The following is a 22,221-nucleotide window of genomic DNA, read 5'->3' on the forward strand; positions in this document are numbered from 1 at the left end:
GCTCAGGGCCAGAAGGGCCCGAGCCGCTCGATGCGCTGCGACTGCACGGCGGCCAGGCGGGTGGGCTCGACGCGCCCGGGTGCGATCTCGGCCAGGGGCTGCAGCACGAAGGCGCGCTCGCTCATGCGCGGGTGGGGCACGGTGAGTTCCGGGGTGTCGATGCGCTCTTCGCCGTACAAAAGCATGTCCAGGTCCAGCGTGCGCGGCGCGTTGCGGTAGGGGCGCTCGCGGCCGGCCGCCTGCTCGACGGCTTGCAGGGCATGCAGCAGGTCAATGGCGGCCAGCGGGGTGGCCAGTTCGGCCACGGCATTCCAGTAGTCCGGGCCACCGGCATCCACCGGTGCGCTGCGGTACAGCGACGACACTCGCAGCAAACGGCTGCCGGGCCATTGCGCCATGGCATCGAGCGCGCCGAGCAGCGCTGCCCGCGCATCGCCCAGGTTGGCGCCCAGGCCGATCCAGGCGGAGACCGGGGTGCCTGGGCCGCCCGCCGGAAAGGACACCGCCGCCATGCCGTGCCCTGCCCCGTTCAATCGCCCGAAGGGCTGGACGAGGCCGCGGGGGCCGCGCCCTCGCCGCCACCACCGCCCGAAGGCTTGCGGCGGCGCCGGCGGCGCTTCTTGGGGGCGGCCTGGCCGTCGCCGGCCGGGTCTTCGCCGCCATCGTGTTCATGGTCCTGGCCGTCCTGCCCTTCCTGATCGCCCCGGGAGGGGGCAGCGGCCGGGCGGGCCTCGCCAGGGGAGGCTGCAGCGCCGTCCGCATCCGCCGCAGGCCGGGGCACGCGGCGCACGACGGGCTGGGCCTTGCGCTGGCGGGACTTCTGCTCTTCGCGGGCCTGGTCGATCATGTCGTCGCGGCGCATGTCGTCGGCGTGCTGGAACTCCTGCCACCATTCGGCCAGCGCCTCCTCGACCTCGCCCACATCGGCGCGCAGGCGCATGAAGTCGAAGCCGGCACGAAAGCGCGCCTGGGCCACCATGCTGTAGGGCGTGGAGCCCACGCGCTTGTCGAAGCGCGGCTGCATGACCCAGATCTCGCGCATGTCGGCGGCCAGCTTGCCGCGGCCCGACACGTCGCCGATGCGCCGCTCGAACACGTCGTCGATGGCGTCCTGCAGCGCGGGAAACGGCTGCTCGCGCTGCGCGATGCGCCGGTCCCAGCCGGTCTTCACGTCCTGCCACAGCACGCAGGCCAGCAGGAAGCTCGGCGCCACGGGCTTGCCCTCGCCCACGCGGCGGTCGGTGTCGGCCAGGGCGGCGCTCACGAAGGAGGAATCAGCGCGCTCGACCACCACATCCAACAGCGGGTAGATGCCGGTCGCCATGCCCAGCTTCTTGAGCTGCGCGATCGTGGCCAGCGCGTGGCCCGTCTGCAGCAGCTTGAGCATTTCGTCGAACATGCGGCTTTGCGGCACGTCGGCCAGCAGCGCCTGCGACTCGATCAGCGGGCCGGCCGTCTTGGGCTCGATGGTGAAGCCCAGGCCCGCGAGCTTGGCCGCGAAACGCACGGCCCGGATGATGCGCACCGGGTCTTCGCGGTAGCGCGTGGCCGGGTCGCCGATCATGCGCAGCAGCTTTTTCTTCGCGTCCTGGATGCCCTTGTGGTAGTCCACCACGACCTGCGTTTCGGGGTCGTAGTACATCGCGTTGACGGTGAAGTCGCGCCGCGTGGCGTCTTCGTCCTGCGGGCCCCAGACGTTGTCGCGCAGCACGCGGCCGCTGGCGTCCACGGCGTGCTGCATGCCCACCAGCTGCTGCTTGCTGGTCTTTTCGTTGCCGCTCACCTGCTGCTCGATGGCGGTGTTGTCCAGGTAGGCGCGGAAGGTGGATACCTCGATCACCTCGTGCTCACGGCCGCGGCCGTGCACCACATGCACGATGCGAAAGCGCTTGCCGATGATGAAGGCGCGGCGGAACAGGCCCTTGACCTGCTCGGGCGTGGCGTTGGTGGCCACGTCGAAGTCCTTGGGCCGCAGGCCCAGCAGCAGGTCGCGCACGGCGCCGCCCACGATGTAGGCCTCATAGCCCGCCGCCTTGAGCGTGCGCACCACGTCGGCCGCGCGGCGGTCCACCAGTTCGGGGTTGATGCCGTGCACAGAGGCGGGCACTTCCTCGCGCTTGCCGAAGCGGTTCTTTCCGCGGCCGGCGCCGGGGGCGCCCTTGCCCAGCAGTTTGTCGATGAACTTCTTGATCATGGTTGGGTGGGAAAGAGATCCAATATGCGCCAGCCACGCTGCTGCGCGAGCGCCCGCAGGCGGGGGTCGGGGTTGGTGGCCACCGGGTGATCGACGGTTTCGAGCAGCGGCACGTCGTTCATGGAGTCGCTGTAGAACGTGCTCTCCACGCCGCTCCAGGCCAGGCCGCGCGCCGCCAGCCATTCTTCCATGCGCCGCACCTTGCCTTCGCGCATGGTCGGCGTGCCCTCGATGGCGCCGGTGTACCAGCCCTGCGCGTCGCGCGCAAGGCCCATGGAGAGCAGCTCGTCCACACCCAGCGCCCGGGCAATGGGGCCGGTCACGAACTCGTTGGTGGCCGTGATGATGACCACCTGGTCACCCGCCGCCTGGTGCTGGCGCACCAACGCGAGCGCCTGCGGATGGATGGCGGGCCCGATCACCTCGCGCATGAACTGCGCATGCGCCGCCGCGGCGGCCTCGGGCCCGCGCTGGCGCACGGCCTCGATGGCAAAGCGCACGTAGTCGTGCACGTTCAGCGTGCCGGCCTGGTAATGGGCGTAGAACTCGTCGTTGCGGCGGCCGAACTCGACCGGGTCGTTCCAGCCGATGCGGATGGTGAACTCGCCCCACTCGTAGTCGGAGTCGAGCGGCAGCAGCGTGTGGTCGAGGTCGAACAGGGCCAGCCGAGGGCGTTGCGCCGGGGGTTCAGGGTTCATGCGGTGTGGTGTATGGGAAAAGGGGCGGGCGAAGGGGAGGAAAGCCGGCGGCGTGCGCCGCTATTCGGACTCCAGCATGGCCCGCAACAGGGGAATGGTGATGGCGCGCTGGGTGCGCAGGGCGAAACTGTCCAACTGGTCCAGCAACTGCATGAGGCTGCCCAGATCGCGCGAGAAGCGCTTGAGCATGTAGTCCATCACATCGTCGCCCAGGAAGATGCCGCGCGCGTCGGCCTCCTGGCGCAGCACGGCGCGGCGCTCGGCCTCGCCCAGCAGGTGCAGCTGGAAGATGTGGCCCCAGCCCAGGCGGCTGCGCAGGTCGTCGCGCAGCGGCAGGTCGGCCGGCGGCGTCTGACCGGCGGCCAGCACCCAGCGGGGCTCGCCCACGGCGGGGCTGATGGCATTGACGAACCAGTTGAAGGCGGCGGCCTGCTGGGCCGTGTTGTACAGGTGCACCTCGTCCAGCAGCACGGCGGACCAGCGGTCGTCGAACGCCGTGGGCTCGGCCACCGAGGCATCGAGCCAGCCGACCGAGGCGCCCTGCTCGCGCAGGGCCTCGCGCACGGCCTCCAGCAGGTGGGTCTTGCCGCTGCCCGACTCGCCCCAGAGGTAGGTGGGCACCGGCGAGCGCAGCACCTCGACGGCGCCGTCGCCCACGGCCAGCCGCAGGTGCTGCAGGGCCGCCTCGTTGGTGCCGGCGAAGAACCGGGACAGCGTGGGCCCGGTGGCCAGGCCGATGTCGAGCGCGAGCTGCTTCATGCGCCGCGCCCCGGCACGGCGGCCCGCACGCGCCGCGCACCCGGGCCGCAGCGGCAGGCGCGGTGCGGGACGAAGGGCGGCAGTGGGGGGCGAGGCGGCATGGAAGTGGGAATGGCAAAGGGCCGGATGGCAGGGCGCGCGGGACACGCCGGCGCGAATTTTAGTCTGCCGCGGCGACCCGTCCGGCCACGGCGCCACGGGCCACCCGCGGCCACGCCATCCGCCGGCCCTGCGGGGGCATTGGCGGGCCAGGCGGGCGGGGCCTTTAAAATCCGCCGCTCCAGCCCGCCGCGCGGGCCCACCAGCACTCACGAACCCTTCCATGAGCTCCTCCGACTCCTCCACCCCCATCTCCTACAAAGACGCTGGCGTCGACATCGATGCCGGCGACGCGCTGGTCGAGCGCATCAAGCCGCTCGCCAAGAAGACCATGCGCGAGGGCGTGCTGGCCGGCATCGGCGGTTTCGGCGCCCTGTTCGAGGTGCCCAAGCGCTACCAGGAGCCGGTGCTGGTGAGCGGCACGGATGGCGTGGGCACCAAGCTCAAGCTGGCCTTCGAATGGAACATGCACGACACCGTGGGCATCGACCTGGTGGCCATGAGCGTGAACGACGTGCTGGTGCAGGGTGCCGAACCGCTGTTCTTCCTCGACTACTTCGCCTGCGGCAAGCTGGACGTGGACACGGCCGCGGCCGTGGTAGGCGGCATCGCCCGGGGCTGCGAGCTGTCGGGCTGCGCCCTGATCGGCGGCGAGACGGCCGAAATGCCGGGCATGTACCCCGCCGGCGAGTACGACCTGGCCGGCTTTGCGGTCGGCGCGGTCGAAAAATCCAAGATCCTCACCGGCAGGGCCGTGGCGGCCGGCGACGTGGTGCTGGGCCTGGCCTCGGCCGGCGTGCACTCCAACGGATTCAGCCTGGTGCGCAAGTGCATCGAGCGGGCCGGCGATTCAGCCCCCGCCACGCTGGACGGCAAGCCGTTCAAACAAGCGGTCATGGAACCCACGCGCCTGTATGTGAAGAACGTGCTGGCCGCGCTGGCCAAGCACCCTGCGCCGCAGGATGCGGCATCGGCCGGCGGCATCAAGGCCCTGGCCCACATCACGGGCGGCGGCCTGCTGGAGAACATTCCGCGCGTGCTGCCTGAGGGCCTGGCCGCGCACCTGAGAGCCGGCAGCTGGCCGCAGACCGAGTTGTTCGCCTGGCTGCAGAAGACGGCCGGCATCGACGACATCGAGATGAACCGCACCTTCAACAACGGCATCGGCATGGTGGTGGTGGTCTCGGCGTCCGAAGCCGAAGCCACGGCCGCCACGCTGCGCTCGCTGGGCGAGACGGTCTACACGATCGGCACCATCGCCGAACGCGGCGACGGCGCGCCCGTGGTGGTGGGCTGACCCCCTCAGCCGCACCCCGCCGCCCATGATGGAGCCGCTCGCACCGCACGACGTTCCGCCCTCTGCCGCCGGCCCCGTGCGGGCGGCCCCCACTGCGCCCGGCGCGGCCGCTGCCGGCGTGCCTGCGGGCACCGCAGCGGCGGCCCCTTCCCAGGCCTTGGCCACGCCTTCCGCCCGGCCCCGCGGCGTGGTCACGGCCAGCTACGTGCTCATGGCTGCGGCCCTGCTGCTGGTGATGTGGCAGGGCCTGCTGCCCGGCCTGCTGTGCGCCTGCCTGGGGTTTCTGCTCACGCGCTGGCTGGCGCCGCGCCTGGCCTGGCCGCCGGGGCGCAGCGTGCACCGCCCGTCCGGCAGTGGCGCCACGGCAGGCCAGGTGATCGCGGCGGCCTTGGTCATGCTGGCGCCGCTGTCGCTCATCGTGCTGGCGGCCTCGCATTCGCGCAGCTACATCGTCGAGGCGCCGCAGCAGTACCGCGAACTGCTCGACTTTCTGGCCCGCACCGTGCTGGAGCTGCGCCTCAAGCTGCCGCCCGACATCGCCTCGCACCTGCCCGAGGGCGCGGTGGAGATCCAGCGCACCATCGCCGGCTACCTGGGCGCCAAGGCGGGCGCACTGGCCATGGCCGGCCGCGCGTGGCTCAGCGGCCTGCTGCATGCCTACGTGGGCCTGCTGATCGGGGCCCTGGCCGCCGTGCGCACGCTGGACGGGGCCCGCGGACCGCTGGCCGAGGCGCTCTCGGCGCGCATCACCTGGTTCGGCGAGGCCTTCCGCCAGATCGTGGCGGCGCAGTTCTGGATCGCGGCGTTCAACACGCTGCTGACGGCGATCTTCCTGCTGGGCGTGCTGCCGCTGTGGGACCTGCAGCTGCCCTATACGCCCGCGCTGATCACGCTCACCTTCCTGGCGGGGCTGGTGCCGATCGTCGGCAACCTGCTGTGCAACGCGGTCATCACCATCGTGGGGCTGTCGGTGTCGCCGGCCGCGGCCATCGCCTGCCTGGCGTTCCTGATCCTGATCCACAAGGCCGAATACGTCATCAACGCCAAGGTGGTCGGCCAGCGCACCCACATGGGCGTGTGGGAACTGCTGGCGGTGATGTTCGTGGCCGAGGCGGTGTTCGGCCCCGCCGGGCTGGTGGCAGCGCCGCTGTTCTACGCGTACCTCAAGAAGGAACTGCAGGCAGCGCAGCTCGTCTAGTGCGTGTCATGCACTTTTCTCAGTGAGAGCAAAGCCGTGATGAGCGTTTGCGGATGCCCCGCGAGCCGTACCCAACGGACGCCAGCGATGAAGAATGGAGCTTCGCGGCGCCCTATCTGCCCCTGATGGACCGGCACGCTTCCCAGCGAGAGCACGATCTGCGGAAAGTCTTCAATGCCCTGCGCTGGCTGTTACGCGCGGGACCGCCCTGGCGGATGCAGCCCCATGGTCCCGCCGCCCTGGGAAGTGGTCTCTCAGCACGCCGGCGCTGGTTGGACGCGGGTTGCTTCGAGGCGATGGTCTCGACCTGCGCTCCATCATTCGCGTAGCGCAGGGTCGCCAAGGCCCGCCCAGCGGATGGGAGCACGTGCAGTCGAGCGCGGCAGCAAGGCCCACATGGCCTCGGACACGCGCCAGGCCGCGCGTTCAGGCAGATCTTCCAGGCAGCGCGGACCTGCGCCTGGCAGCGGAGCCCCGCCTTGCTACCCGCGCCTTCATCGCGGCCCGCCCCCCCCGCGCAAAGCCCATGTCACAAAACCGCCCCACGGGTTTGTGCCGAGCCAGCGCCTTCCACTCCAGCATTACGCTTGTACGGCGCGCCACGCAGCCCGTGGGACGGCGTGCAGCGTCCCACGGCCCCAATCGCTTGCCTCCAAGGGTTCCCATGACCATCGCAAGAAAACTGGCCCTCCTCCTGCTGAGCGCCATTCTCGGCATCGCGGTGATGACGGCGTGGTTCCTGATCTCCGAGCGACAGCTCATCCTGCAAGAGCGCCAGACCGGCGTGCGCCAGGTGGTCGAGGCGGCGCACGGCATCGCTACGCACTTCCATGACCTGAGCACCCAGGGCGGACTCTCCGACGACGAGGCCCGCAAGCGCGCGGCCGCTGCCATCCAGGCACTGCGCTACAGCGGCAACGAATACGTCTGGATCAATGACATGCACCCGCGCATGGTGATGCACCCGGTGCGCCCCGAGTTGAACGGCAAGGACCTGACCGACAACAAGGACCCCAACGGCAAGCCGCTGTTCATGGAATTCGTGCGCACCGTACAGGCCAGCGGCGCAGGCTTCGTGCCTTACCTGTGGCCCAAGCCCGGCAGCGAAGCGCCGGTCGAGAAGACGTCGTACGTCAAGGGTTTCGCGCCCTGGGGCTGGGTGATCGGATCGGGCGTGTACATCGACACGGTGAACGCCGCCATCTGGCAACGCGCCCTGGGGTTCGGCTTGGTGGCGGCGCTGCTGGGGGCTGCGCTGCTGGTGATAGGCACCTTGATATCGCGCAACCTGCTGCGCCAATTGGGCGGCGAGCCCGGGTACGCACGCACCATTGCCCGCAGCATTTCGGAGGGCGATCTGTCGGTGGCGGTGGAGACGCGCCAGGGCGACCACTCCAGCCTGCTGCTGGACATGCAGGCCATGCGCGATAGCCTGCACCGCATCGTGCAGCGCGTGCGCGACGGCACCGAGCACATCGCGGGCGCCTCGCAGCAGATCGCCGCCGGCAACCACGACCTGTCGGCCCGCACCGAATCGCAGGCCAGCGCGCTGGAGCAGACTGCCGCCTCCATGGAGGAGATGACCTCCAACGTGAAGCAGAACGCGGACAACGCCCGGCAGGCCAGCGTGCTGGCTCAATCGGCGTCCGACGTGGCGCGCCAGGGCGGCACGGTGGTGGACAAGGTGGTGCAGACCATGGGCTCCATCGATGCGTCGTCGCGCAAGGTGTCCGAAATCACCGGGGTAATCGAAGGCATCGCGTTCCAGACCAACATCCTCGCCCTGAACGCAGCGGTCGAGGCGGCGCGGGCCGGCGAACAAGGGCGTGGCTTCGCGGTGGTGGCCACCGAAGTGCGCAGCCTGGCGCAGCGCTCGTCCGAGGCGGCCAAGGAGATCAAGGCGCTGATCAGCCACTCCGCCGAGCAGGTGAAGGCCGGCACCCAGCTGGCGCAGGAAGCCGGCACGACCATGCAGAACCTCGTGGACAGCGTGCTGCGCGTGTCCGCCGTGATCGAAGACATCAGCCAGGCCAGCCGCGAGCAGACCGACGGCATCGAGCAGATCAACGAAGCCATCTCGCAAATGGACCAGGGCACGCAGCAAAACGCCGCGCTCGTCGAGCAGGCCACCGCCGCTGCCGCCTCGCTGCAGCAGCAGGCCAACGAACTCAAGCAGGTGGTGGCGGCCTTTCACCTGCACCGGGCCGCGGAAGGCTCGGAAGGTTCAGGGCAAGGCACGGCGCAGGCTGCGCTGCGTCGGCCGGGGCCGGCCCGTCGGCAGTTGAACTGACGCCAGCGCTCCCTGCGGTGGTGGCACCGGCCCACACCAGGGTGTCCAAGAAACGTTATTTGCTATTTTTTTAATAGCACTCAGCACATATAAATCTAGGGCATCAGCCTCTTTTCACCATCAATCCCTCATGGCGCCGGTGGGAACTGCCGCACCACGAACGCCCAGATCAGCGCGGAGGCGTCCGGGCCGTCCGGATCGCTGTAGGGCACGCTGGCCAGGCCGCCGCTCCAGGCATGCCCCAGGCCCAGGATTTCGCGCAGCGCCACCACGGTGCGGCCCTGCCGCTTGAACTCGGTCAGGCGCGTGGCGTGCCGCTTGCCGCGCTGCTGCATGCGCGCGGCGCCGGCCTTGGCGCCCAGCGCCTGCGCCCACAGCTCGGCGGTCGCGCAGGCATTGCGGGGCGATACCACGCCGTCGGCCTCGCCGTGCAGCACCAGCAGCGGAGGCAAGGGCAGCGGGCCTTCGGGCGGGGGCGGGCCCATGCCCAGCACCGGGGGCGCGGGCTCGGGCAGCAGGGCCTCGCGGCGCCCGCTCATGGCGGCCAGCGCCTGGGCGGACGACTCCGCCGTGCCCGGCGCCACGCCCGAATGCATGGCCACCGCGCAGAACCGTTCCGGATAGCGCGCCGCCAGCAGCACCGCCATGCATGCGCCGGCTGACAAGCCGGCCACCGCCACGCGCGTGAGATCGACCGGATGGCGCCGCGCCACCTGGTCCACCGCCGCCATGAGCGTGGCCGCTTCCGCGTGGGCCTTGCCGTTGCGGTGCGAGAACCAGTTCCAGCAGCCCTGCGCGTTGGCGATGCGCTCCTGCTCGGGGTACAGCACCAGAAAGCGCTCGCGGGCAGCGAGCCGGTTCATGCGCGAACTGGCGGCCAGATCGGCCCCCGTCTGCCCGCAGCCGTGCAGCATCACCATCATGGGGAGCTTTTCGCCCGCGCCCAGGGCCAGGCCCGGGGGAATGTGCAGGTGAAAACGCCGCGCGCCGGCCGGGCCGGGGGCGATGCCGCCGATCCATTCGCCCGCCCCGGGCGGCACCTTGCGCGGCGCCCGGGCCTTGGGGGTGGCGGCATTCACCAGCGACAGCAGGGGCTTGGCGGCCGCCTTCACCCGCGCGGGGCGCGTGGCGCGGGCCAGCGCCTTCAGGTTGCGCTGGTAGGCCCGGGTGAAAACGGACAGGGAAAACAGGCGGGAGCTGCGGGGCATGGGCGGTCGTCCAATCGGCGGGGTAGCGGGTTCACCATACCAGTTTTGTTGCAGTGCAGCATTTTTTGGGCCCGCCGGAACTGGAATTGGGCGCCATGGCCTACAAACCCGCCGCTGCCGCGCCATCGAAACATGTCCTGAAATGATCGATCCCTGGCCGCCCCGGGCCGGACGCCGGCCGCCGCCGCTCTCAAAATCAGCGCCATACTCCACCACCCATCGAAGCGCCCCCATGAAAACCTGTCTCATAGTGATCGACGCGCAGGAATCGTTCCGCCAGCGGCCCTATTTCACCGCGCAGAGCCTACCGCCCTACCTCGCCGCGCAGAACGCACTCATCAAGGGCTGCGCGGCCCGAGGCGTGCCGGTGGTGCGCATCTTCCACAGCGACGGTCCCGCCGATGCCGGCAACCCGTTCGCCATCGAGTCCGGCCACGTGCGCCCGCTGGAGGGCCTGGCGCCGTTCGACGCCGCCGCCACCTTCACCAAATCGCGCCACAGCGCACTGGTGGACACGGGCCTGGCCGTCTGGCTGACGCAGCACGGCATCCAGCGCCTGATCGTGAGCGGCATCCGCACCGAGCAGTGCTGCGAGACCACCACCCGCCATGCCTCTGATCTGGGCTGGCAGGTGGACTACGCCCTCGATGCCACGCTCACCTGGGACATGGTGCAGCCCGACGGCCGCACGCTCACCGCCGCCGACATCCGGGACCGCACGGCCACCGTGCTGCAGGACCGCTTCGCCACCGTGTGCACCGCCGCACAGGCGCTGGAGCGCGTGGCCGCCGCAGCCTGATCCCCGCCCTTTCCGCCCCCCACCCCGTCCCCCCCCTCCGCCATCACGACGAAAGAAGACGCGCCATGCTGGAACTGCGCCCCACCTGCGAACACTGCAACACCGCCCTGCCGCCCGCCTCGCCCGATGCGCGCATCTGCAGCTTCGAGTGCACCTTCTGCGCCGACTGCGTGGACCACGTGCTCGGCAACGTGTGCCCCAACTGCGGCGGCGGCTTCGCCCCGCGCCCGATCCGGCCCGCGCACAACCACAAGGGCAACAACTTCCTGGGCAACGACCCCGCCAGCACCGTGGTGCGCCACCGGCCCGTGGACCCGGCCGCCCACGCGGCCTTCGCCGCCGCCCTGCGGCAGATTCCGCCCGCACAGCGATGAGCAGCGGCCCCGGCGCCCCCATCCACGTCTTCTTCGCGCTGCTGCCCGGCAGCCTGGTGCTGGACTGGGCCGGGCCCGCCGAGGCGCTGCGCATCGCCAACCAGGTGCTGCAGGCGCGGGGCGGGCCGCCGGGCTTCGTGCTGCACTTCGTCAACCCGGCGCCCGAATCGGTCACCTCGGTCGGCGTGTCGCTGACCGGGCTGGCGCCGCTGCCGGCCACGCTGCCGCAGCCCGCCTGGGTGGTGCTGGTGGGCCTGCCCGGGCAGCGCATCGATGTGCAGCGCAGCGAGGCGCGCGAACTGCTGCACTGGCTGCGCGGCCTGCGGCTGGCCACGGGCCGCCTGGAGCTGGTGACGGTGTGCGCCGGCGCCGTGCTGGCCGCGCACGCGGGACTGCTGGCCGGCCGGCGCGCCACCACGCACCACCACCACCTGGCCGAACTGGCCGAGGTGGAGCCCCGCTGCGACGTGGTGGCCAACCGCGTCTTCGTGGCCGATGGCGCCCTGCACACCAGCGCGGGCGTGACCACCGGCATCGACCTGGTACTGCACCGCATCGCCGATGCCTGCGGCCCGGCCATCGCCGCCGAGGTGGCGCAGACCATGGTGGTGGCGCTGCGGCGCGGCCCGCACGACCCGGAAATGTCGCCCTTCCTGCACCACCGCAACCACCTGCACGGCGCGCTGCACCGCGTGCAGGACGCGGTCGCCCAGCAGCCCCAGGCCGACTGGAGCGTGCCCGCCATGGCCAAGGTGGCGCACGCATCGCCGCGCCACCTCACCCGCCTGTTCCTGGACCACGCCGGCATCGCGCCGCTGCAGTACCTGCGCCGCATCCGCCTGGCCACCGCCGAGGCCGCGCTGCGGGCGGGGCGCAACGTGACCGAGGCGGCGGCGATGGCGGGGTTCAGTTCGGATACGCAGCTGCGCCGGGCGTGGAAGCAGTTCGGGCGGGGTGGGACGCCTTCGCAGCTCGGGGGAACGGGTGGCGGCGCAGGGCTGCCGGGCCTCTAAAGCGCGCGCCTGCGTCCAGGGCGGCCGCTTGCGGTGGGTTGCTGGCCAGGGGTGCAGGTCAATGCCGCCCGGTCGTCGGCGAAAGGCTGTTCGCAAAGGGCGTGGTACCGCCAAGCGGGGGATGCCGCTGACTCGGGCCTTGTGAAGGGCATACTTTGCCAACGGCCCAGCCGCTCACTGCTGTCATCCACCATGCCACAGACCCAACCCATACCCCTCTCCATCCGATCGCGCCTGCGGGGCGCGGTCTACGGCCTGCTCGTTGGCGATGCGCTGGGGGTGCCCTACGAGTTCTCGGATGCCGCAGAACTGCCAGAGCTCCGCTTGATCGAGATGGCACCGCCCGATGGATTTCGCCGCGCCCATCCGGGAGTGCCGGCAGGCACCTGGAGCGATGACGGCGCGCAAGCACTGCATCTGCTGAGGGTTCTTCTCGATGGGGACCACGCACTGGAAAGCAGGTTCGCCGATGGCTTGCAGTCCTGGCATTCCTCCGGTGATCTGACACCCGATGGCCGCGTGTTCGATATCGGCATCCAGACGCAGGAAGCCTTGGCGAACCTCAGGCGAGGTGTGCCGCCCAGCCAGAGCGGCCCTTGCGAAGAGAGGAACAATGGGAATGGGTCGCTCATGCGGGTGCTTCCCACGGCCTTGCTTCCCGCTGCCGACGACCGGGTCCTGATCGACCGCGCAAGAAGGCAAAGCCTGCCCACCCATGGGCACACGAGGTCGCTGCTCGCGTGCGCGCTGGCGACCTTGGTATCCGCCCGCCTTCTCAGGGGCCTCTCGTTCGTGGAGGCGCTCGACGGGGCCCAGGAGCACCTCGAAGAGACCACATCCGAATCCGAGCGATTTGAACTTCGCATCCTGTTGAACGGGCGGTTTGATCCACCGGGCGGAAGCGGGTACGTGGTGGACTGCCTTTGGTCGTCCGTTGCAGCCGTCCTTCGCACGCGCAACTTCGAAGACTGCGTGCGGTGCGCGATCGGTTTTGGCAACGACACCGATACCACCGCCTGCGTCGCGGGGGGATGGGCGGGACTGCTCTATGGCGAGCAAGGCATTCCGCTGCGATGGCGCGAGCAGTTGCAAGGAAAGCCCCTCGTCGAGCCCTTGCTCGACCGCCTGATCGCCGCCTGGGAGTGATTCCTGCCAGAACCGGCAAGGAAAGGGAAGGCGCCAAGGCGGTGGCTCGCAGAAAGATCCGGCGCTTCAGGCCCCCCTTCACCACGCCGGGCGCCTGATCGGTGAGGCGAAATGCCCCACCCCGCCCGGCCGTGAAATGCCGTGCCGAATGCAACAATCGGGGCCGGATTCGGCACCGGTTTCGGCGCCGACGAAACCACCGGAAAAGCATTTGGAGGCCATGCACCTCACGATTGGTCTTTTCACGCAATCGCCAGGAAGTGCTCAGAAAATGGATTGGTTCCCTATCGTCTTCATTGCGTTCAAGGTCATCGTGCTCGGAACAGGCATGTTTTTAGCCATCAAGTGGCACCACGATCAAGGCAAGAAGAAGAAAAAATAATGCCGGCCGGGTTGGAGGACACCCACGAAACGCACCCTTGACGCCCCCGGTGGGTCCAACGGCATCGCCCGCAAGGGGCGTTGTTGCAAATTCGGTCCGATAAGAACGATCCGCGCCCAAAGGTTTTTTGACCCGCAGCCATCGCCGCCCAAATGGCGCTGCAACGCGAGGTTCGAAAACGAATGGGGTGCCAGCCCTTCCCCACCGACCGTGGGCGCTTCGGACTCCACTTAGTTCGGACCGTCCACCATCAGCCTCAGGTTCTGCACGGCCGCGCCCGCCGCGCCTTTGCCCAGGTTGTCCAGCACCGCGCTCAAGACGATCTGCCCCGTGCGCTCGTTCCATGAGACGGCTAGGCCCATGTCGTTCGAACCGTTGTGGACCTGCGGGTCCCGTTCGGTCATCGGCTCGGCCGACGGCATCGGCAGCACGTGCACATGCGCCGCATCGCGGTACCGCTGCGCCAGGCATTCGTGGATGCGTGCGCCTGTAGCCTCCGCGGGCAGCATTCGCACATGCAACCCGATGGTGAGCACGATGCCCTGCCGGTAGCTGCCATAGGCCGGCACGAAGAGGGGCGGCTCCGTGAGGCCCGCATAGGCCTGGATCTCCGGCACGTGCTTGTGCTCCAGGGCCAGGCCGTAGACCGTGAGCGAATGCGTGCCCACTCCCGCCTCGTGCGCTTCGGCCCCGGCCCGCCCCATGCCGGAATAGCCGGAAACGGCATGGATGGTGAGCGGATAGTCGGCGGGCAGCAGGCCCGCATCCGTCAAGGGCCGCAGCAGGGCGACTGCGGCGGTGGGGTAACAGCCCGGGTTGGTGACCCGCGACGCCTTGGCGATGCGTTCGCCTTGATGCGCATCCAGTTCCGGCAGGCCGTACACCCAGCCAGGGCTGGTGCGGTGGGCGGAGCTGGCGTCGATGACGCGCACGCCGGGGTTGTCGATCATCGCGACCGCCTCGCGCGCCGCGGCATCGGGCAGGCACAGGATGGCGATGTCGCAATCGTTGATCGCCGCCTTTCGCGCGGCCCGGTCCTTGCGCAGGCCCGCAGGCAAGGTGTGGATGCGAAATTCCGAGCCCCGGAGCCGGTTCTGCAGGTCCAGGCCGGTGGTGCCCTGGTCGCCGTCGATGAAGATTTGGTGGTTCATGGAACGCGATCGTAGGGAGACCGCCTCGATGGCTCCAGCGAAATATCGGCAACCCCAAGTTAAGAAAAATTAAACTGCCGACATGCGAGAACTGAGCCTGGACCATTTGCGCACCCTGGTTGCCATTGCCGATCTCGGCTCCCTGGCCAATGCGGCGCGCGCCCTTCACCTGGCGGCCCCCACCGTGACCGTGCAGATCGCGGAGCTGGAGTCGCGCCTGGGCGGCCAGCTGCTCGTTCGCGGGCGAGGGCCCGCGCAACCGACGGCCCTGGGCGAGCGGTTCATCGCGCGGGCGCGCCGGCTGCTGGCAGACGCGGACGATGCCGTCGAGGACGTTCGACGCCAGCTCGCCGGCCAGACGGGCCGGGTGCGCGTGGGGGCCTCGACCGGTGCCATCGCGCACCTGCTGCCGCCCGCGCTCGAGCGCCTGGCGCGGCAACACCCCGGGGTCGATGTGAACGTGCAGGTGCTGACCTCCAACGAAAGCATGGCCCGGCTCGCGGCCGGCAGCCTGGACCTGGCGGTGGTGGCGCTGCCGCAGCCGGCCGTGCGCGGCGTGCAGGTCACGCCCCTGCGGCGCGAGGCGGTGGTCGCCTTCCTGCCATCGGCCTGGAAGGCGCCGCAGCGGCTGACTGCGCAATGGCTGGCGGAGCGGCCACTCATCATGAACGACGCCTCCACCCGCCTGTACCGGCAGACCGCGGAATGGTTCTCGGCAGCAGGCGTCCATTGCCGGCCCCGGATCGAGCTCAACTACAACGATGCGATTCGCACGCTGGTCGCCGCCGGCTACGGAGCGGCGCTGCTGCCGCAGGAGTCGTACGAGGTCACGCGCGACCCGCGCATCGCCATCCGCCCGCTCCGCCCGGCGCTGTGGCGACAGCTCGGCCTCGCGGTGAGCGACCGGGGCGCCAGCGGGCCGACGCGTTTCGTGCTGGAGGCGTTGCTGCCGGAGAAGGACCCGGCGGCGTGAGCCGCACCGACTGCCATTCGCCAGGCGGCGATGGCAACGGGGCGAAACACCGGACAGCTGCCGGGCGCCAGCACGGCGTGGCCGGTGGATACTGCGCACCGCCGCCTTTTCAGCAGCCCTCCTCGACCCGCTTTCCTGCCCCCTGCTTTTCCAGCCTTCTCATGGACCATTCGCTCACATCGCCCACCCCACGCCATCGCGCCGTGCTGGTGGCAGGCATCGCCCTCTGCATCGCCCTGGGACTGGCCTCGCGCCGGTGGCCCGGCGTGCTGTTTCCCGAAGCGCTGGGCAAGTACCCCGGCGATGCGCTGTGGGCGCTGATGGTGATGTTCGGCTGGGCCTGCCTCTGGCCGCGCATGGCCCCGGGCCGGCTGGCCCTGCTGGCGCTGGCGACTTCGTTCGCGGTGGAGTTCTCGCAGCGGTACCAGGCGCCGTGGATCAACGCGATCCGCAGCACCACGCCGGGCCACCTGGTACTGGGGTCGCGGTTCAATGCGATGGATCTGGTGGCCTATGCCGTGGGCGTGGCGGTCGGCCTGGGGCTCGACATGCTCTACCAAGCCTGGCTGCGCCGAAGGACTGGAAGCCAGGCGGCACGCCCCGATTGAGCGGCCGGGAGGCCCTGCGCGAAGGCCCCTGCCCGTCCGGATGCCCGCAAGCCTGGCTCATTCAGTCGAACAGCCCCGGCGTCATCGGCCCCTGGCGGGCCACCGGCGCCTCGCGCGCGGCCTGCTCGGTCAGCAGGTTGCCCACGCGCACGCCCAGCAGCCGCAGCCGCTTGTCCAGCGGCACGCGCTTGAGGCACTGCCCGGCCGCCCGGCGAATGGTGGCCGCGTCCTGCGTGGGGTGGTCGATGGTGAGGTCGCGCGTGGCGATCTTGAAGTCGTCGTAGCGCAGCTTGATGCCGATGGTCTTGCCCACGTAGCCCTTGCGCTGCAGGTCGCCGGCCACGCGTTCGCACAGGTCGGTGAAGATGCGACCCAGCTCGGCGCGGTCGCGCACGGCGTGCAGGTCGCGGTCGAAGGTGGTTTCGCGGCTCATGGAAACGGGCTCGCTTTCGGTGACCACGGGGCGGTCGTCGCGGCCCCAGGCGGCCTCGTGCAGCCAGGCACCGCTGGCCTTGCCGAAGTGGCGCACCAGCCAGTCGCGCGGGCGCGCGGCCAGTTCGCCCACCGTGTGGATGCCATGGGACTGCAGCTTGGCGTCGGCCTTGGGGCCGATGCCGTTGATCTTGCGGCACGCCAGCGGCCATATGGCTTTTTCCAGATCGCCCTCGTGCACGATGGAAATCCCGTTGGGCTTGTTGAACTCGCTGGCCATCTTGGCGATGAGCTTGTTGGGCGCCACGCCGATTGAGCAGGTGAGGCCCGTGGCGTCGAGGATGCTTTTCTGGATGAGCCGCGCGAGCGACCGGCCGCCGTCGCGCTGGCCGCCCGGCACGTGCGTGAAGTCGATGTACACCTCGTCCACGCCGCGGTCTTCCATGACGGGCGCGATGGACACGATCACTTCCTTGAACATCCGCGAAAAGCGCCGGTACGAAGGAAAGTCCACCGGCAGCAGGATGGCCTGGGGGCACAGGCGCGCGGCCTTCATGAGCCCCATGGCCGAGCCCACGCCGAACTGCCGCGCAGGGTAGGTGGCGGTGGTGATGACGCCCCGCCCCACATAGTCCTTGAGCCGCGGGAAGGCCGCGACGGGAATCTCCGACTCGCGGCCGGCGTATTCGGCCACCAGCGCCTCGTCCTGCGCCCGCCGGCCACCACCGATGACGGCGGGCAACCCTTTGAGCTGCGGGTAGCGCAGCAACTCCACCGAGGCATAGAACGCGTCCATGTCCAGGTGGGCGATGCGGCGTGGCAGGGGTGCGGCGGGCTCTTCGGGGGCGGTCACGTCCGCCATTGTCCACGCGCTCCCCGCCAGCTGCGCAGGCCCGGCGGGATGCCCCCGCAAGCACCTGCGCGATGGGCGATCAGCGCACGCGCGGCGCGCCCGGCTGGCCGTGGCCGGCCAGGCGGAACACGGCCACCGTGTCCACCAGTTGCTGCGCCTGTGCCTTGAGGCTTTCGGCCGCGGCGGCGCTTTCCTCCACCAGCGCTGCATTCTGCTGCGTGACCTGGTCCATCTGGCTCACGGCCTCGCCGACCTGGGACACGCCCGAACTCTGTTCGGCGGTGGCAGCGCTGATCTCGCTCACGATGTCGCTCACGCGCTGGATCGACGACACGATCTCGCTCATCGTGGTGCCGGCCTCGTCCACCAGGGCGGTGCCGCGCTCGACGCGCTCCACGCTGTCGGTGATGAGGGCCTTGATCTCCTTGGCGGCGTCGGCCGAGCGTCCGGCCAGGCTGCGCACTTCGCTGGCCACCACGGCGAAGCCCCGGCCCTGCTCGCCGGCGCGGGCCGCTTCCACGGCCGCGTTCAGCGCCAGAATGTTGGTCTGGAAGGCGATGGAGTCGATCACGCTGATGATGTCGGCGATGCGGCGCGAGCTGTCGTTGATGCCCTTCATGGTCTGCACAACCTGCCCCACCACCTCGCCGCCGCGCACCGCCACGCCGGAGGCGCTGCGTGCCAGCTGGTTGGCCTGCTGCGCACTGTCAGCGTTGTGCTGCACGGTCGAGCCCAGCTCTTCCATCGACGCGGCGGTTTCTTCCAGCGAACTGGCCTGCTCTTCGGTGCGCTGGCTCAGGTCGGCATTGCCCTGGGCGATCTGTACGCTGGCATTGGCCACGCTTTCGGCATTGCCACGCACCGAATCCACCACCGCGCTCAGACGGTCGTTCATGGTGGCCAGAGCCTGCAGCAGGCGCGCGATCTCGTCGCGGCCCTCGGTGCGCACGCTGGTGCTCAGGTCACCCTGCGCCACGGCCTCGGCCAGTTGCACGGCCACGGCCACCGAGCGCGTGGTGGCGCGGGTGACGATCCACATCACCCAGGCCGCCAGCGCGGCCAGCAGGGCCACGGCGGTCACCATCAGCAGCATGTCGCGGCGCAGCGCCTGGATCCGGGTGCCCAGCGTGTCGCTCAGCACGTCGAACGACACCGCCACGAGCGCGAACTGGGTGTCGATGATGCGGGTCATCTGCGCCACCCACTGCGTGGAAGGCATCGACAAGGTGGCCGCCTGCACGATGTTGTCGTCCGCGAGCTTGAAGCCCTCTTCCGCCGCCGCCAGCGCGGCCTTGCGTGCGGCTTCCACTTGCGGCGGCAGTTTGCCGCCCGAGGCCAGTTCCAGCGTCTTGCGGGCATCGCCGTAATGCTGACGGGCCCGGTCGGCCAGGGTTTCGATGCGCGCGCGCTCTTCGGGCGATGCGTCGCCGCGTGCGAGCACCAAAGCCCCGCGCGCCCGCATCTGGCCCAGGGATTCGGTCAGGTGCGGCAGATGGTTCAGCGCGGCCCGCTGAAGAAAGTAGCTGGCAGGCTCCGAATCCAGCGAGATGCCAGAGCTGTTGGCCACATCGTCGATCAATCCCAATTCGCCGGCCACCAGCGCGGCGTGGCGGGCATTGCTTTGGGCACCAGTGACGGATTTGCTCCCGACGCCGGCAACCAGGGTGCGCCATTCGCCGGCCAGCGCGTCCAGCCTGGCGGACAGCTCCCGATCCTGCAGTCCGGCAGCGGCCGCCTGGGCCCGCACGATCGCGGCTTCGACCTCGGACTGCTTGGCCTGGCGTGGCGTGTTCAAGGCGGCATCGCCGCCCAGGAAGGCCGCCGACAGGCCCCGGTGCTGCTGCGTGAGCTGCACCAGCTTGAGCAGTTCCTTGGCGGGGGCGACGCCCAGGTTTTCGCGCTCCACCGTGCGCAGGGTATCCCAGTTGAGATGCACCAAGACGGTGGTGGGAATGGCGAACATGAAGAACGCCAGAGCGCCGATGAGCAGGAACTTGCGCGAAATCCGAAGGTTGTTGATCCAGTGGGTCATAGGTCCATCTCACTGGCAATCGACGTCACCAGTTGTAAAAATTAAAACACCACGGATTTGATAGAAATATCCAGCGCCGGGCCGTAGGAGAACGCCTTATTTCGCCAACTCAAGGCCAAATATAGCGATTCCATCATTTTATTGACTCGGCCGGACGATCAGCGACCTTTGGCGAATTGGGCGCACAGATACACAGAGATACTAAAAAATTTGACTTTTCACCAGATCGGTGCGCCGGATTGGTCGCACCGCCTTGGTGCTTTCAGCGCACGGTGATGATGTCCCGGTGCATGGGAGCGAGGAGCGCCAGCAAACGGCTTTGCTGGGCGAACGCAACGCCCTGTTCGTCCATGGCGTCCTGAAGCAGCTCCACCAGGACGTTGAAGTCGCGCTTTCGGATGGGCAAATCGGCATGCGCCGACTTCATGTCGGCCCCTTCGTAGCGGCACGGGCCGCCGGAGAGCACGCAGATCTGGTCCGTCAGGCTGTCCTTGAGCGCCTGGGGCTTGGTCTCCTTGAACAGAGGGCCGATGCGCTCGTCCTTGAATGCCCGGTCCACCAGGCCATTCATGATGCGGGCGATGCCGGGCTTGCCGCCCAGCGCGTCGTAGAGGCCTTCCGGCGCAGCGGTGGCCGGCACCGCACCGGACGCACCGGACGCAGCGGACCCGGGTGGCGCGGCAACAGCGGCGGGCTGCTGCGCCGCAGCGGGCAGGGCCGCGGCCAGCGCGAGCGCCAGGGCGGCGGCGCGCGGCGCGCGGCATGGCGGCACCGCGAAGCGGGGGGTGGCAGGGATGGGCATGGGGCCTCCTCTCGTCTTGTTGCCCGCGGTTCAGTACGCGGCCTGCACCGACAGGTACAAGCCGTTTTGCCGGCGGTAGGCCGTCACGCCCGGCACGATGAGGCCCAGGTTGACGTAGGCCAGGGTGATCGACATGTGCTTGTTGGGCGCCCAGGCGATGAAAAGGTCGCGCCAGTCGTCCTCGCGCAGCGCGGCGCCCAGGCCCGCCGAGGCGCCGATCGCCTGCAGGTTGTTGGGCTTGAAGCGGTATTCGGCGCCGATCGCCAGGTCGCGGCGCAGCAGGTAGGCCACGGAAAATTCGGGCTGCAGGCTGCGGCGGCTGCGCCCCGGGGCCGAGCCGCCGAAGCCCAGCAGGCCGTTCTGATTGGCGTTGGTGGAGCGCAGCGTGGCGCTCAGCACCAGATTGCGGTCCAGCAGCAGCTTGGTGGCGGTCACGTAGACATCGGTGCCGCTCGTGTCGGCCCCCAGGAACTCGATGACCCTGCTGGCGGAAGCAGGGTGCAGCCGCTTGTGCTCCACGCCCACCGCCACCTGCGGCATGGCGCTGTCGGCCTCGAGCACCGCATCGCCGAGCAGGCGGACCTTGACCCCGACGATGTCCATTTTGAGGTGCAGATCGGGCTCGACGCCGAATGCCGCGATGCCGTTCAGCGCGACGGCGGGGGCGGCATCGAAATCCTGCTTCGCCACCGACACCTCCACCCGCTCGTTCCAGCCCATCGCCGCGCCGTAGCTCGTGAGGCCGTAATCGCGCGTGCGGGTGCGGGTGGTGAAGGCGCTCATGCCGATCTCGCCCTCGGTGGCATTCGAGCCCACCACCGCCCAGGGGGTGAGCCCGCCGCCGGCCGAGCCGGAGATGCTGCTTACGCCGCCCGTCAGCAGCAGCTTGCCGGTTTCAGCCCGCGCGGTGCCGGCGGCGGCCAGCAGTGCGCAAAGTCCGGTGGTGCAGGCCACCGTGGAGATCCAGTGAATGGGGTGCATGGGGGTTCGTCCGCAAAGGAGCGCCAACCTGCGCTGTAGCAGAGTGTTACCCAAATCGACGACCGACGAAACCCCCATTCCACAAAGCAGAATGTGAAACCGTCTCCTACAGCATGCGTTCGATCAGCGCGCCCGTGAACAGCACCGGACCCGTCGGCCCCTTGTCGCCCGGCACGCCGCCCTGCGGCTCCAGGCTGATGGCCAGCGTGGGCACGTTCTTCACCGCGCTCTCCGGCGTGGCCAGCGTGAGCAGCGCCTGCGGCCCCAGCACGCCGAGCGAGCGCGGGCCGCTGCCGGGTGGCAGCGCCCACAGCTGCAGCGAATGGTCGCTGCCTTCCTGGAAACCGCCCACGCGCTGCAGCACCAGCGCGTTCTTTTGCGCATCGAATGTGACGAGCATGGACGGCGCGGCCTTCGCATCGGCCAGCACTGCCACGTAGCGCACCTGCGGCGTGGCGGCCAGTTGCTGGCGCAGCTGGGCGATCTGCGCCCCGCTGTCCTGCTGGAGCCGCTGGTGCGTCTGCAGCCCGACGACCACGGCAGCCACCGTGGCCAGCGCGCCCAGCGCCGCAGCGCCGCGCCACAGCCGCACGCTGCGCAGCCACCCTCCAGGGCCCGAATGCTGGCCGTCGCCCTCGACCCGCGCTGGCACGGCCCCTTGCCGCGCCGCCCGCATGGCCTCGCGTTCCTTTTCGGCCTGCACCAGGTTGTGGATGCGCAGCCACACCTCGGGCGGCGGGGCCTGCTCGGCCTGCAGCTCGGTCAGGCCGGACCAGCGCGATTGCCACACCAGCGCCGCCGCCCGCACGCCGGCATGCTCGCGCGCCAGGGTCTCGAAGCGGCGCCGCGCACCGCCGCGCAGCGTGCCCAGCGCATAGGCGGCCGCCAGGCGGTCCAGCAGTTCAGGGGATTGCGAAAGATTCATGGCAGCA

Annotated in this window: 22 protein-coding genes; 11 read left to right on the forward strand and 11 right to left on the reverse strand. The window is 69.8% G+C overall.

What is annotated here, in order from left to right; genetic code table 11:
* Positions 1-2: 2 nt before the first annotated feature.
* Genes folK through hda form a run of 4 tightly spaced genes read right to left on the reverse strand, consistent with a single transcriptional unit; the run spans position 3 to position 3,651 of the window.
* Positions 3-512 (reverse strand): 2-amino-4-hydroxy-6-hydroxymethyldihydropteridine diphosphokinase, encoded by a 510-nt coding sequence (folK, locus tag AVME950_RS05210; protein ID WP_284428997.1) that lies wholly within the window; start codon positions 510-512, stop codon positions 3-5.
* Between the two features lie 17 nt (positions 513-529).
* Positions 530-2,194, reverse strand: a complete 1,665-nt coding sequence (gene pcnB, locus AVME950_RS05215; RefSeq protein WP_284428998.1) for a polynucleotide adenylyltransferase PcnB — start codon at positions 2,192-2,194, stop codon at positions 530-532.
* Positions 2,191-2,892, reverse strand: coding sequence for a histidinol-phosphatase (locus tag AVME950_RS05220; RefSeq protein ID WP_284428999.1), 702 nt, complete (start codon positions 2,890-2,892; stop codon positions 2,191-2,193). Before AVME950_RS05220 ends, pcnB begins: the two co-directional genes overlap by 4 nt.
* A 60-nt stretch (positions 2,893-2,952) precedes the next feature.
* On the reverse strand, positions 2,953-3,651 hold the full coding sequence (gene hda, locus AVME950_RS05225) for a DnaA regulatory inactivator Hda (protein WP_272548576.1): 699 nt from the start codon (positions 3,649-3,651) through the stop codon (positions 2,953-2,955).
* Between the two features lie 322 nt (positions 3,652-3,973).
* Here hda and purM point away from each other — a divergent pair, with 322 nt between their 5' ends.
* The 4 genes from purM (at position 3,974) to AVME950_RS05245 (ending at position 8,535) form a co-directional block, all read left to right on the forward strand.
* The gene (purM, locus tag AVME950_RS05230) at positions 3,974-5,047 is read left to right on the forward strand and encodes a phosphoribosylformylglycinamidine cyclo-ligase (protein ID WP_284429000.1); all 1,074 of its coding nucleotides are present in this window, start codon (positions 3,974-3,976) and stop codon (positions 5,045-5,047) included.
* A 25-nt stretch (positions 5,048-5,072) separates the two neighbouring features.
* Positions 5,073-6,245, forward strand: a complete 1,173-nt coding sequence (locus AVME950_RS05235; RefSeq protein ID WP_284429001.1) for an AI-2E family transporter — start codon at positions 5,073-5,075, stop codon at positions 6,243-6,245.
* 125 nt (positions 6,246-6,370) lie between these two features.
* Entirely contained in the window at positions 6,371-6,574 is a 204-nt protein-coding gene (locus AVME950_RS05240) for a transposase (RefSeq protein ID WP_502869378.1), read from the forward strand.
* 335 nt (positions 6,575-6,909) lie between these two features.
* On the forward strand, positions 6,910-8,535 hold the full coding sequence (locus AVME950_RS05245) for a methyl-accepting chemotaxis protein (protein WP_284429576.1): 1,626 nt from the start codon (positions 6,910-6,912) through the stop codon (positions 8,533-8,535).
* Positions 8,536-8,663: 128 nt separating this feature from the next.
* On the opposite strand, the gene AVME950_RS05250 is transcribed toward AVME950_RS05245, so the two are convergent.
* Positions 8,664-9,743 (reverse strand): extracellular catalytic domain type 1 short-chain-length polyhydroxyalkanoate depolymerase, encoded by a 1,080-nt coding sequence (locus AVME950_RS05250; RefSeq protein WP_272548580.1) that lies wholly within the window; start codon positions 9,741-9,743, stop codon positions 8,664-8,666.
* A 232-nt stretch (positions 9,744-9,975) separates the two neighbouring features.
* On the opposite strand from AVME950_RS05250, the gene AVME950_RS05255 reads away from it, so the two are divergent.
* From AVME950_RS05255 to AVME950_RS05275, 5 genes are all read left to right on the forward strand, one after another.
* Positions 9,976-10,542: a cysteine hydrolase family protein gene (locus AVME950_RS05255; protein WP_284429002.1), complete on the forward strand. Its 567-nt coding sequence runs from the start codon at positions 9,976-9,978 to the stop codon at positions 10,540-10,542.
* A gap of 65 nt (positions 10,543-10,607) precedes the next feature.
* Positions 10,608-10,916 carry a DUF1272 domain-containing protein gene (locus AVME950_RS05260; protein WP_284405881.1) on the forward strand — a complete coding sequence of 103 codons (309 nt, stop codon included), beginning with the start codon at positions 10,608-10,610 and terminating at the stop codon, positions 10,914-10,916.
* Positions 10,913-11,929, forward strand: a complete 1,017-nt coding sequence (locus tag AVME950_RS05265; RefSeq protein WP_284429003.1) for a GlxA family transcriptional regulator — start codon at positions 10,913-10,915, stop codon at positions 11,927-11,929. Before AVME950_RS05260 ends, AVME950_RS05265 begins: the two co-directional genes overlap by 4 nt.
* Positions 11,930-12,121: 192 nt before the next feature.
* On the forward strand, positions 12,122-13,075 hold the full coding sequence (locus AVME950_RS05270) for an ADP-ribosylglycohydrolase family protein (protein WP_284429004.1): 954 nt from the start codon (positions 12,122-12,124) through the stop codon (positions 13,073-13,075).
* A 148-nt stretch (positions 13,076-13,223) separates the two neighbouring features.
* Positions 13,224-13,457 (forward strand): hypothetical protein, encoded by a 234-nt coding sequence (locus AVME950_RS05275; RefSeq protein WP_284429603.1) that lies wholly within the window; start codon positions 13,224-13,226, stop codon positions 13,455-13,457.
* 230 nt (positions 13,458-13,687) lie between these two features.
* On the opposite strand, the gene argC is transcribed toward AVME950_RS05275, so the two are convergent.
* Positions 13,688-14,608: an N-acetyl-gamma-glutamyl-phosphate reductase gene (gene argC / locus AVME950_RS05280; protein WP_284429005.1), complete on the reverse strand. Its 921-nt coding sequence runs from the start codon at positions 14,606-14,608 to the stop codon at positions 13,688-13,690.
* A gap of 82 nt (positions 14,609-14,690) precedes the next feature.
* On the opposite strand from argC, the gene AVME950_RS05285 reads away from it, so the two are divergent.
* Both AVME950_RS05285 and AVME950_RS05290 read left to right on the forward strand, forming a co-directional pair.
* Complete coding sequence (locus tag AVME950_RS05285; protein WP_284429006.1) at positions 14,691-15,581, forward strand: LysR family transcriptional regulator; 891 nt, start codon at positions 14,691-14,693, stop codon at positions 15,579-15,581.
* A 161-nt stretch (positions 15,582-15,742) separates the two neighbouring features.
* Positions 15,743-16,189: a ribosomal maturation YjgA family protein gene (locus AVME950_RS05290; protein ID WP_284429007.1), complete on the forward strand. Its 447-nt coding sequence runs from the start codon at positions 15,743-15,745 to the stop codon at positions 16,187-16,189.
* Between the two features lie 61 nt (positions 16,190-16,250).
* On the opposite strand, the gene AVME950_RS05295 is transcribed toward AVME950_RS05290, so the two are convergent.
* From AVME950_RS05295 to AVME950_RS05315, 5 genes are all read right to left on the reverse strand, one after another.
* A complete protein-coding gene (locus tag AVME950_RS05295; protein WP_284429008.1) occupies positions 16,251-17,483 on the reverse strand; it encodes a DNA polymerase Y family protein in 1,233 nt (410 codons plus the stop codon).
* A 70-nt stretch (positions 17,484-17,553) separates the two neighbouring features.
* Positions 17,554-19,506: a methyl-accepting chemotaxis protein gene (locus AVME950_RS05300; protein WP_284429009.1), complete on the reverse strand. Its 1,953-nt coding sequence runs from the start codon at positions 19,504-19,506 to the stop codon at positions 17,554-17,556.
* 262 nt (positions 19,507-19,768) lie between these two features.
* Positions 19,769-20,308 carry a group I truncated hemoglobin gene (locus AVME950_RS05305; protein WP_284429010.1) on the reverse strand — a complete coding sequence of 180 codons (540 nt, stop codon included), beginning with the start codon at positions 20,306-20,308 and terminating at the stop codon, positions 19,769-19,771.
* Between the two features lie 30 nt (positions 20,309-20,338).
* A complete protein-coding gene (locus AVME950_RS05310) occupies positions 20,339-21,289 on the reverse strand; it encodes a DUF3034 family protein (RefSeq protein ID WP_284429011.1) in 951 nt (316 codons plus the stop codon).
* 106 nt (positions 21,290-21,395) lie between these two features.
* Positions 21,396-22,214 carry an anti-sigma factor gene (locus AVME950_RS05315; protein WP_284429012.1) on the reverse strand — a complete coding sequence of 273 codons (819 nt, stop codon included), beginning with the start codon at positions 22,212-22,214 and terminating at the stop codon, positions 21,396-21,398.
* Positions 22,215-22,221: the final 7 nt, after the last annotated feature.

The organism is Acidovorax sp. SUPP950 (genome assembly GCF_030158935.1).
Lineage (GTDB): Bacteria > Pseudomonadota > Gammaproteobacteria > Burkholderiales > Burkholderiaceae_C > Paracidovorax.

Bases quoted from the DNA above. Each gene is read 5' to 3' on its own strand.
- argC (WP_284429005.1), bottom strand. From the start codon at position 14,608: ATGAACCACCAAATCTTCATCGACGGCGACCAGGGCACCACCGGCCTG.
- AVME950_RS05245 (WP_284429576.1), top strand. From the start codon at position 6,910: ATGACCATCGCAAGAAAACTGGCCCTCCTCCTGCTGAGCGCCATTCTC.
- purM (WP_284429000.1), top strand. From the start codon at position 3,974: ATGAGCTCCTCCGACTCCTCCACCCCCATCTCCTACAAAGACGCTGGC.
- AVME950_RS05260 (WP_284405881.1), top strand. From the start codon at position 10,608: ATGCTGGAACTGCGCCCCACCTGCGAACACTGCAACACCGCCCTGCCG.
- AVME950_RS05305 (WP_284429010.1), bottom strand. From the start codon at position 20,308: ATGCCCATCCCTGCCACCCCCCGCTTCGCGGTGCCGCCATGCCGCGCG.
- AVME950_RS05250 (WP_272548580.1), bottom strand. From the start codon at position 9,743: ATGCCCCGCAGCTCCCGCCTGTTTTCCCTGTCCGTTTTCACCCGGGCC.
- AVME950_RS05315 (WP_284429012.1), bottom strand. From the start codon at position 22,214: ATGAATCTTTCGCAATCCCCTGAACTGCTGGACCGCCTGGCGGCCGCC.
- AVME950_RS05255 (WP_284429002.1), top strand. From the start codon at position 9,976: ATGAAAACCTGTCTCATAGTGATCGACGCGCAGGAATCGTTCCGCCAG.
- AVME950_RS05285 (WP_284429006.1), top strand. From the start codon at position 14,691: ATGCGAGAACTGAGCCTGGACCATTTGCGCACCCTGGTTGCCATTGCC.
- AVME950_RS05235 (WP_284429001.1), top strand. From the start codon at position 5,073: ATGATGGAGCCGCTCGCACCGCACGACGTTCCGCCCTCTGCCGCCGGC.
- folK (WP_284428997.1), bottom strand. From the start codon at position 512: ATGGCGGCGGTGTCCTTTCCGGCGGGCGGCCCAGGCACCCCGGTCTCC.
- AVME950_RS05265 (WP_284429003.1), top strand. From the start codon at position 10,913: ATGAGCAGCGGCCCCGGCGCCCCCATCCACGTCTTCTTCGCGCTGCTG.
- AVME950_RS05275 (WP_284429603.1), top strand. From the start codon at position 13,224: ATGCAACAATCGGGGCCGGATTCGGCACCGGTTTCGGCGCCGACGAAA.
- AVME950_RS05300 (WP_284429009.1), bottom strand. From the start codon at position 19,506: ATGACCCACTGGATCAACAACCTTCGGATTTCGCGCAAGTTCCTGCTC.
- pcnB (WP_284428998.1), bottom strand. From the start codon at position 2,194: ATGATCAAGAAGTTCATCGACAAACTGCTGGGCAAGGGCGCCCCCGGC.
- AVME950_RS05220 (WP_284428999.1), bottom strand. From the start codon at position 2,892: ATGAACCCTGAACCCCCGGCGCAACGCCCTCGGCTGGCCCTGTTCGAC.
- AVME950_RS05295 (WP_284429008.1), bottom strand. From the start codon at position 17,483: ATGGCGGACGTGACCGCCCCCGAAGAGCCCGCCGCACCCCTGCCACGC.
- hda (WP_272548576.1), bottom strand. From the start codon at position 3,651: ATGAAGCAGCTCGCGCTCGACATCGGCCTGGCCACCGGGCCCACGCTG.
- AVME950_RS05270 (WP_284429004.1), top strand. From the start codon at position 12,122: ATGCCACAGACCCAACCCATACCCCTCTCCATCCGATCGCGCCTGCGG.
- AVME950_RS05310 (WP_284429011.1), bottom strand. From the start codon at position 21,289: ATGCACCCCATTCACTGGATCTCCACGGTGGCCTGCACCACCGGACTT.
- AVME950_RS05240 (WP_502869378.1), top strand. From the start codon at position 6,371: ATGGACCGGCACGCTTCCCAGCGAGAGCACGATCTGCGGAAAGTCTTC.
- AVME950_RS05290 (WP_284429007.1), top strand. From the start codon at position 15,743: ATGGACCATTCGCTCACATCGCCCACCCCACGCCATCGCGCCGTGCTG.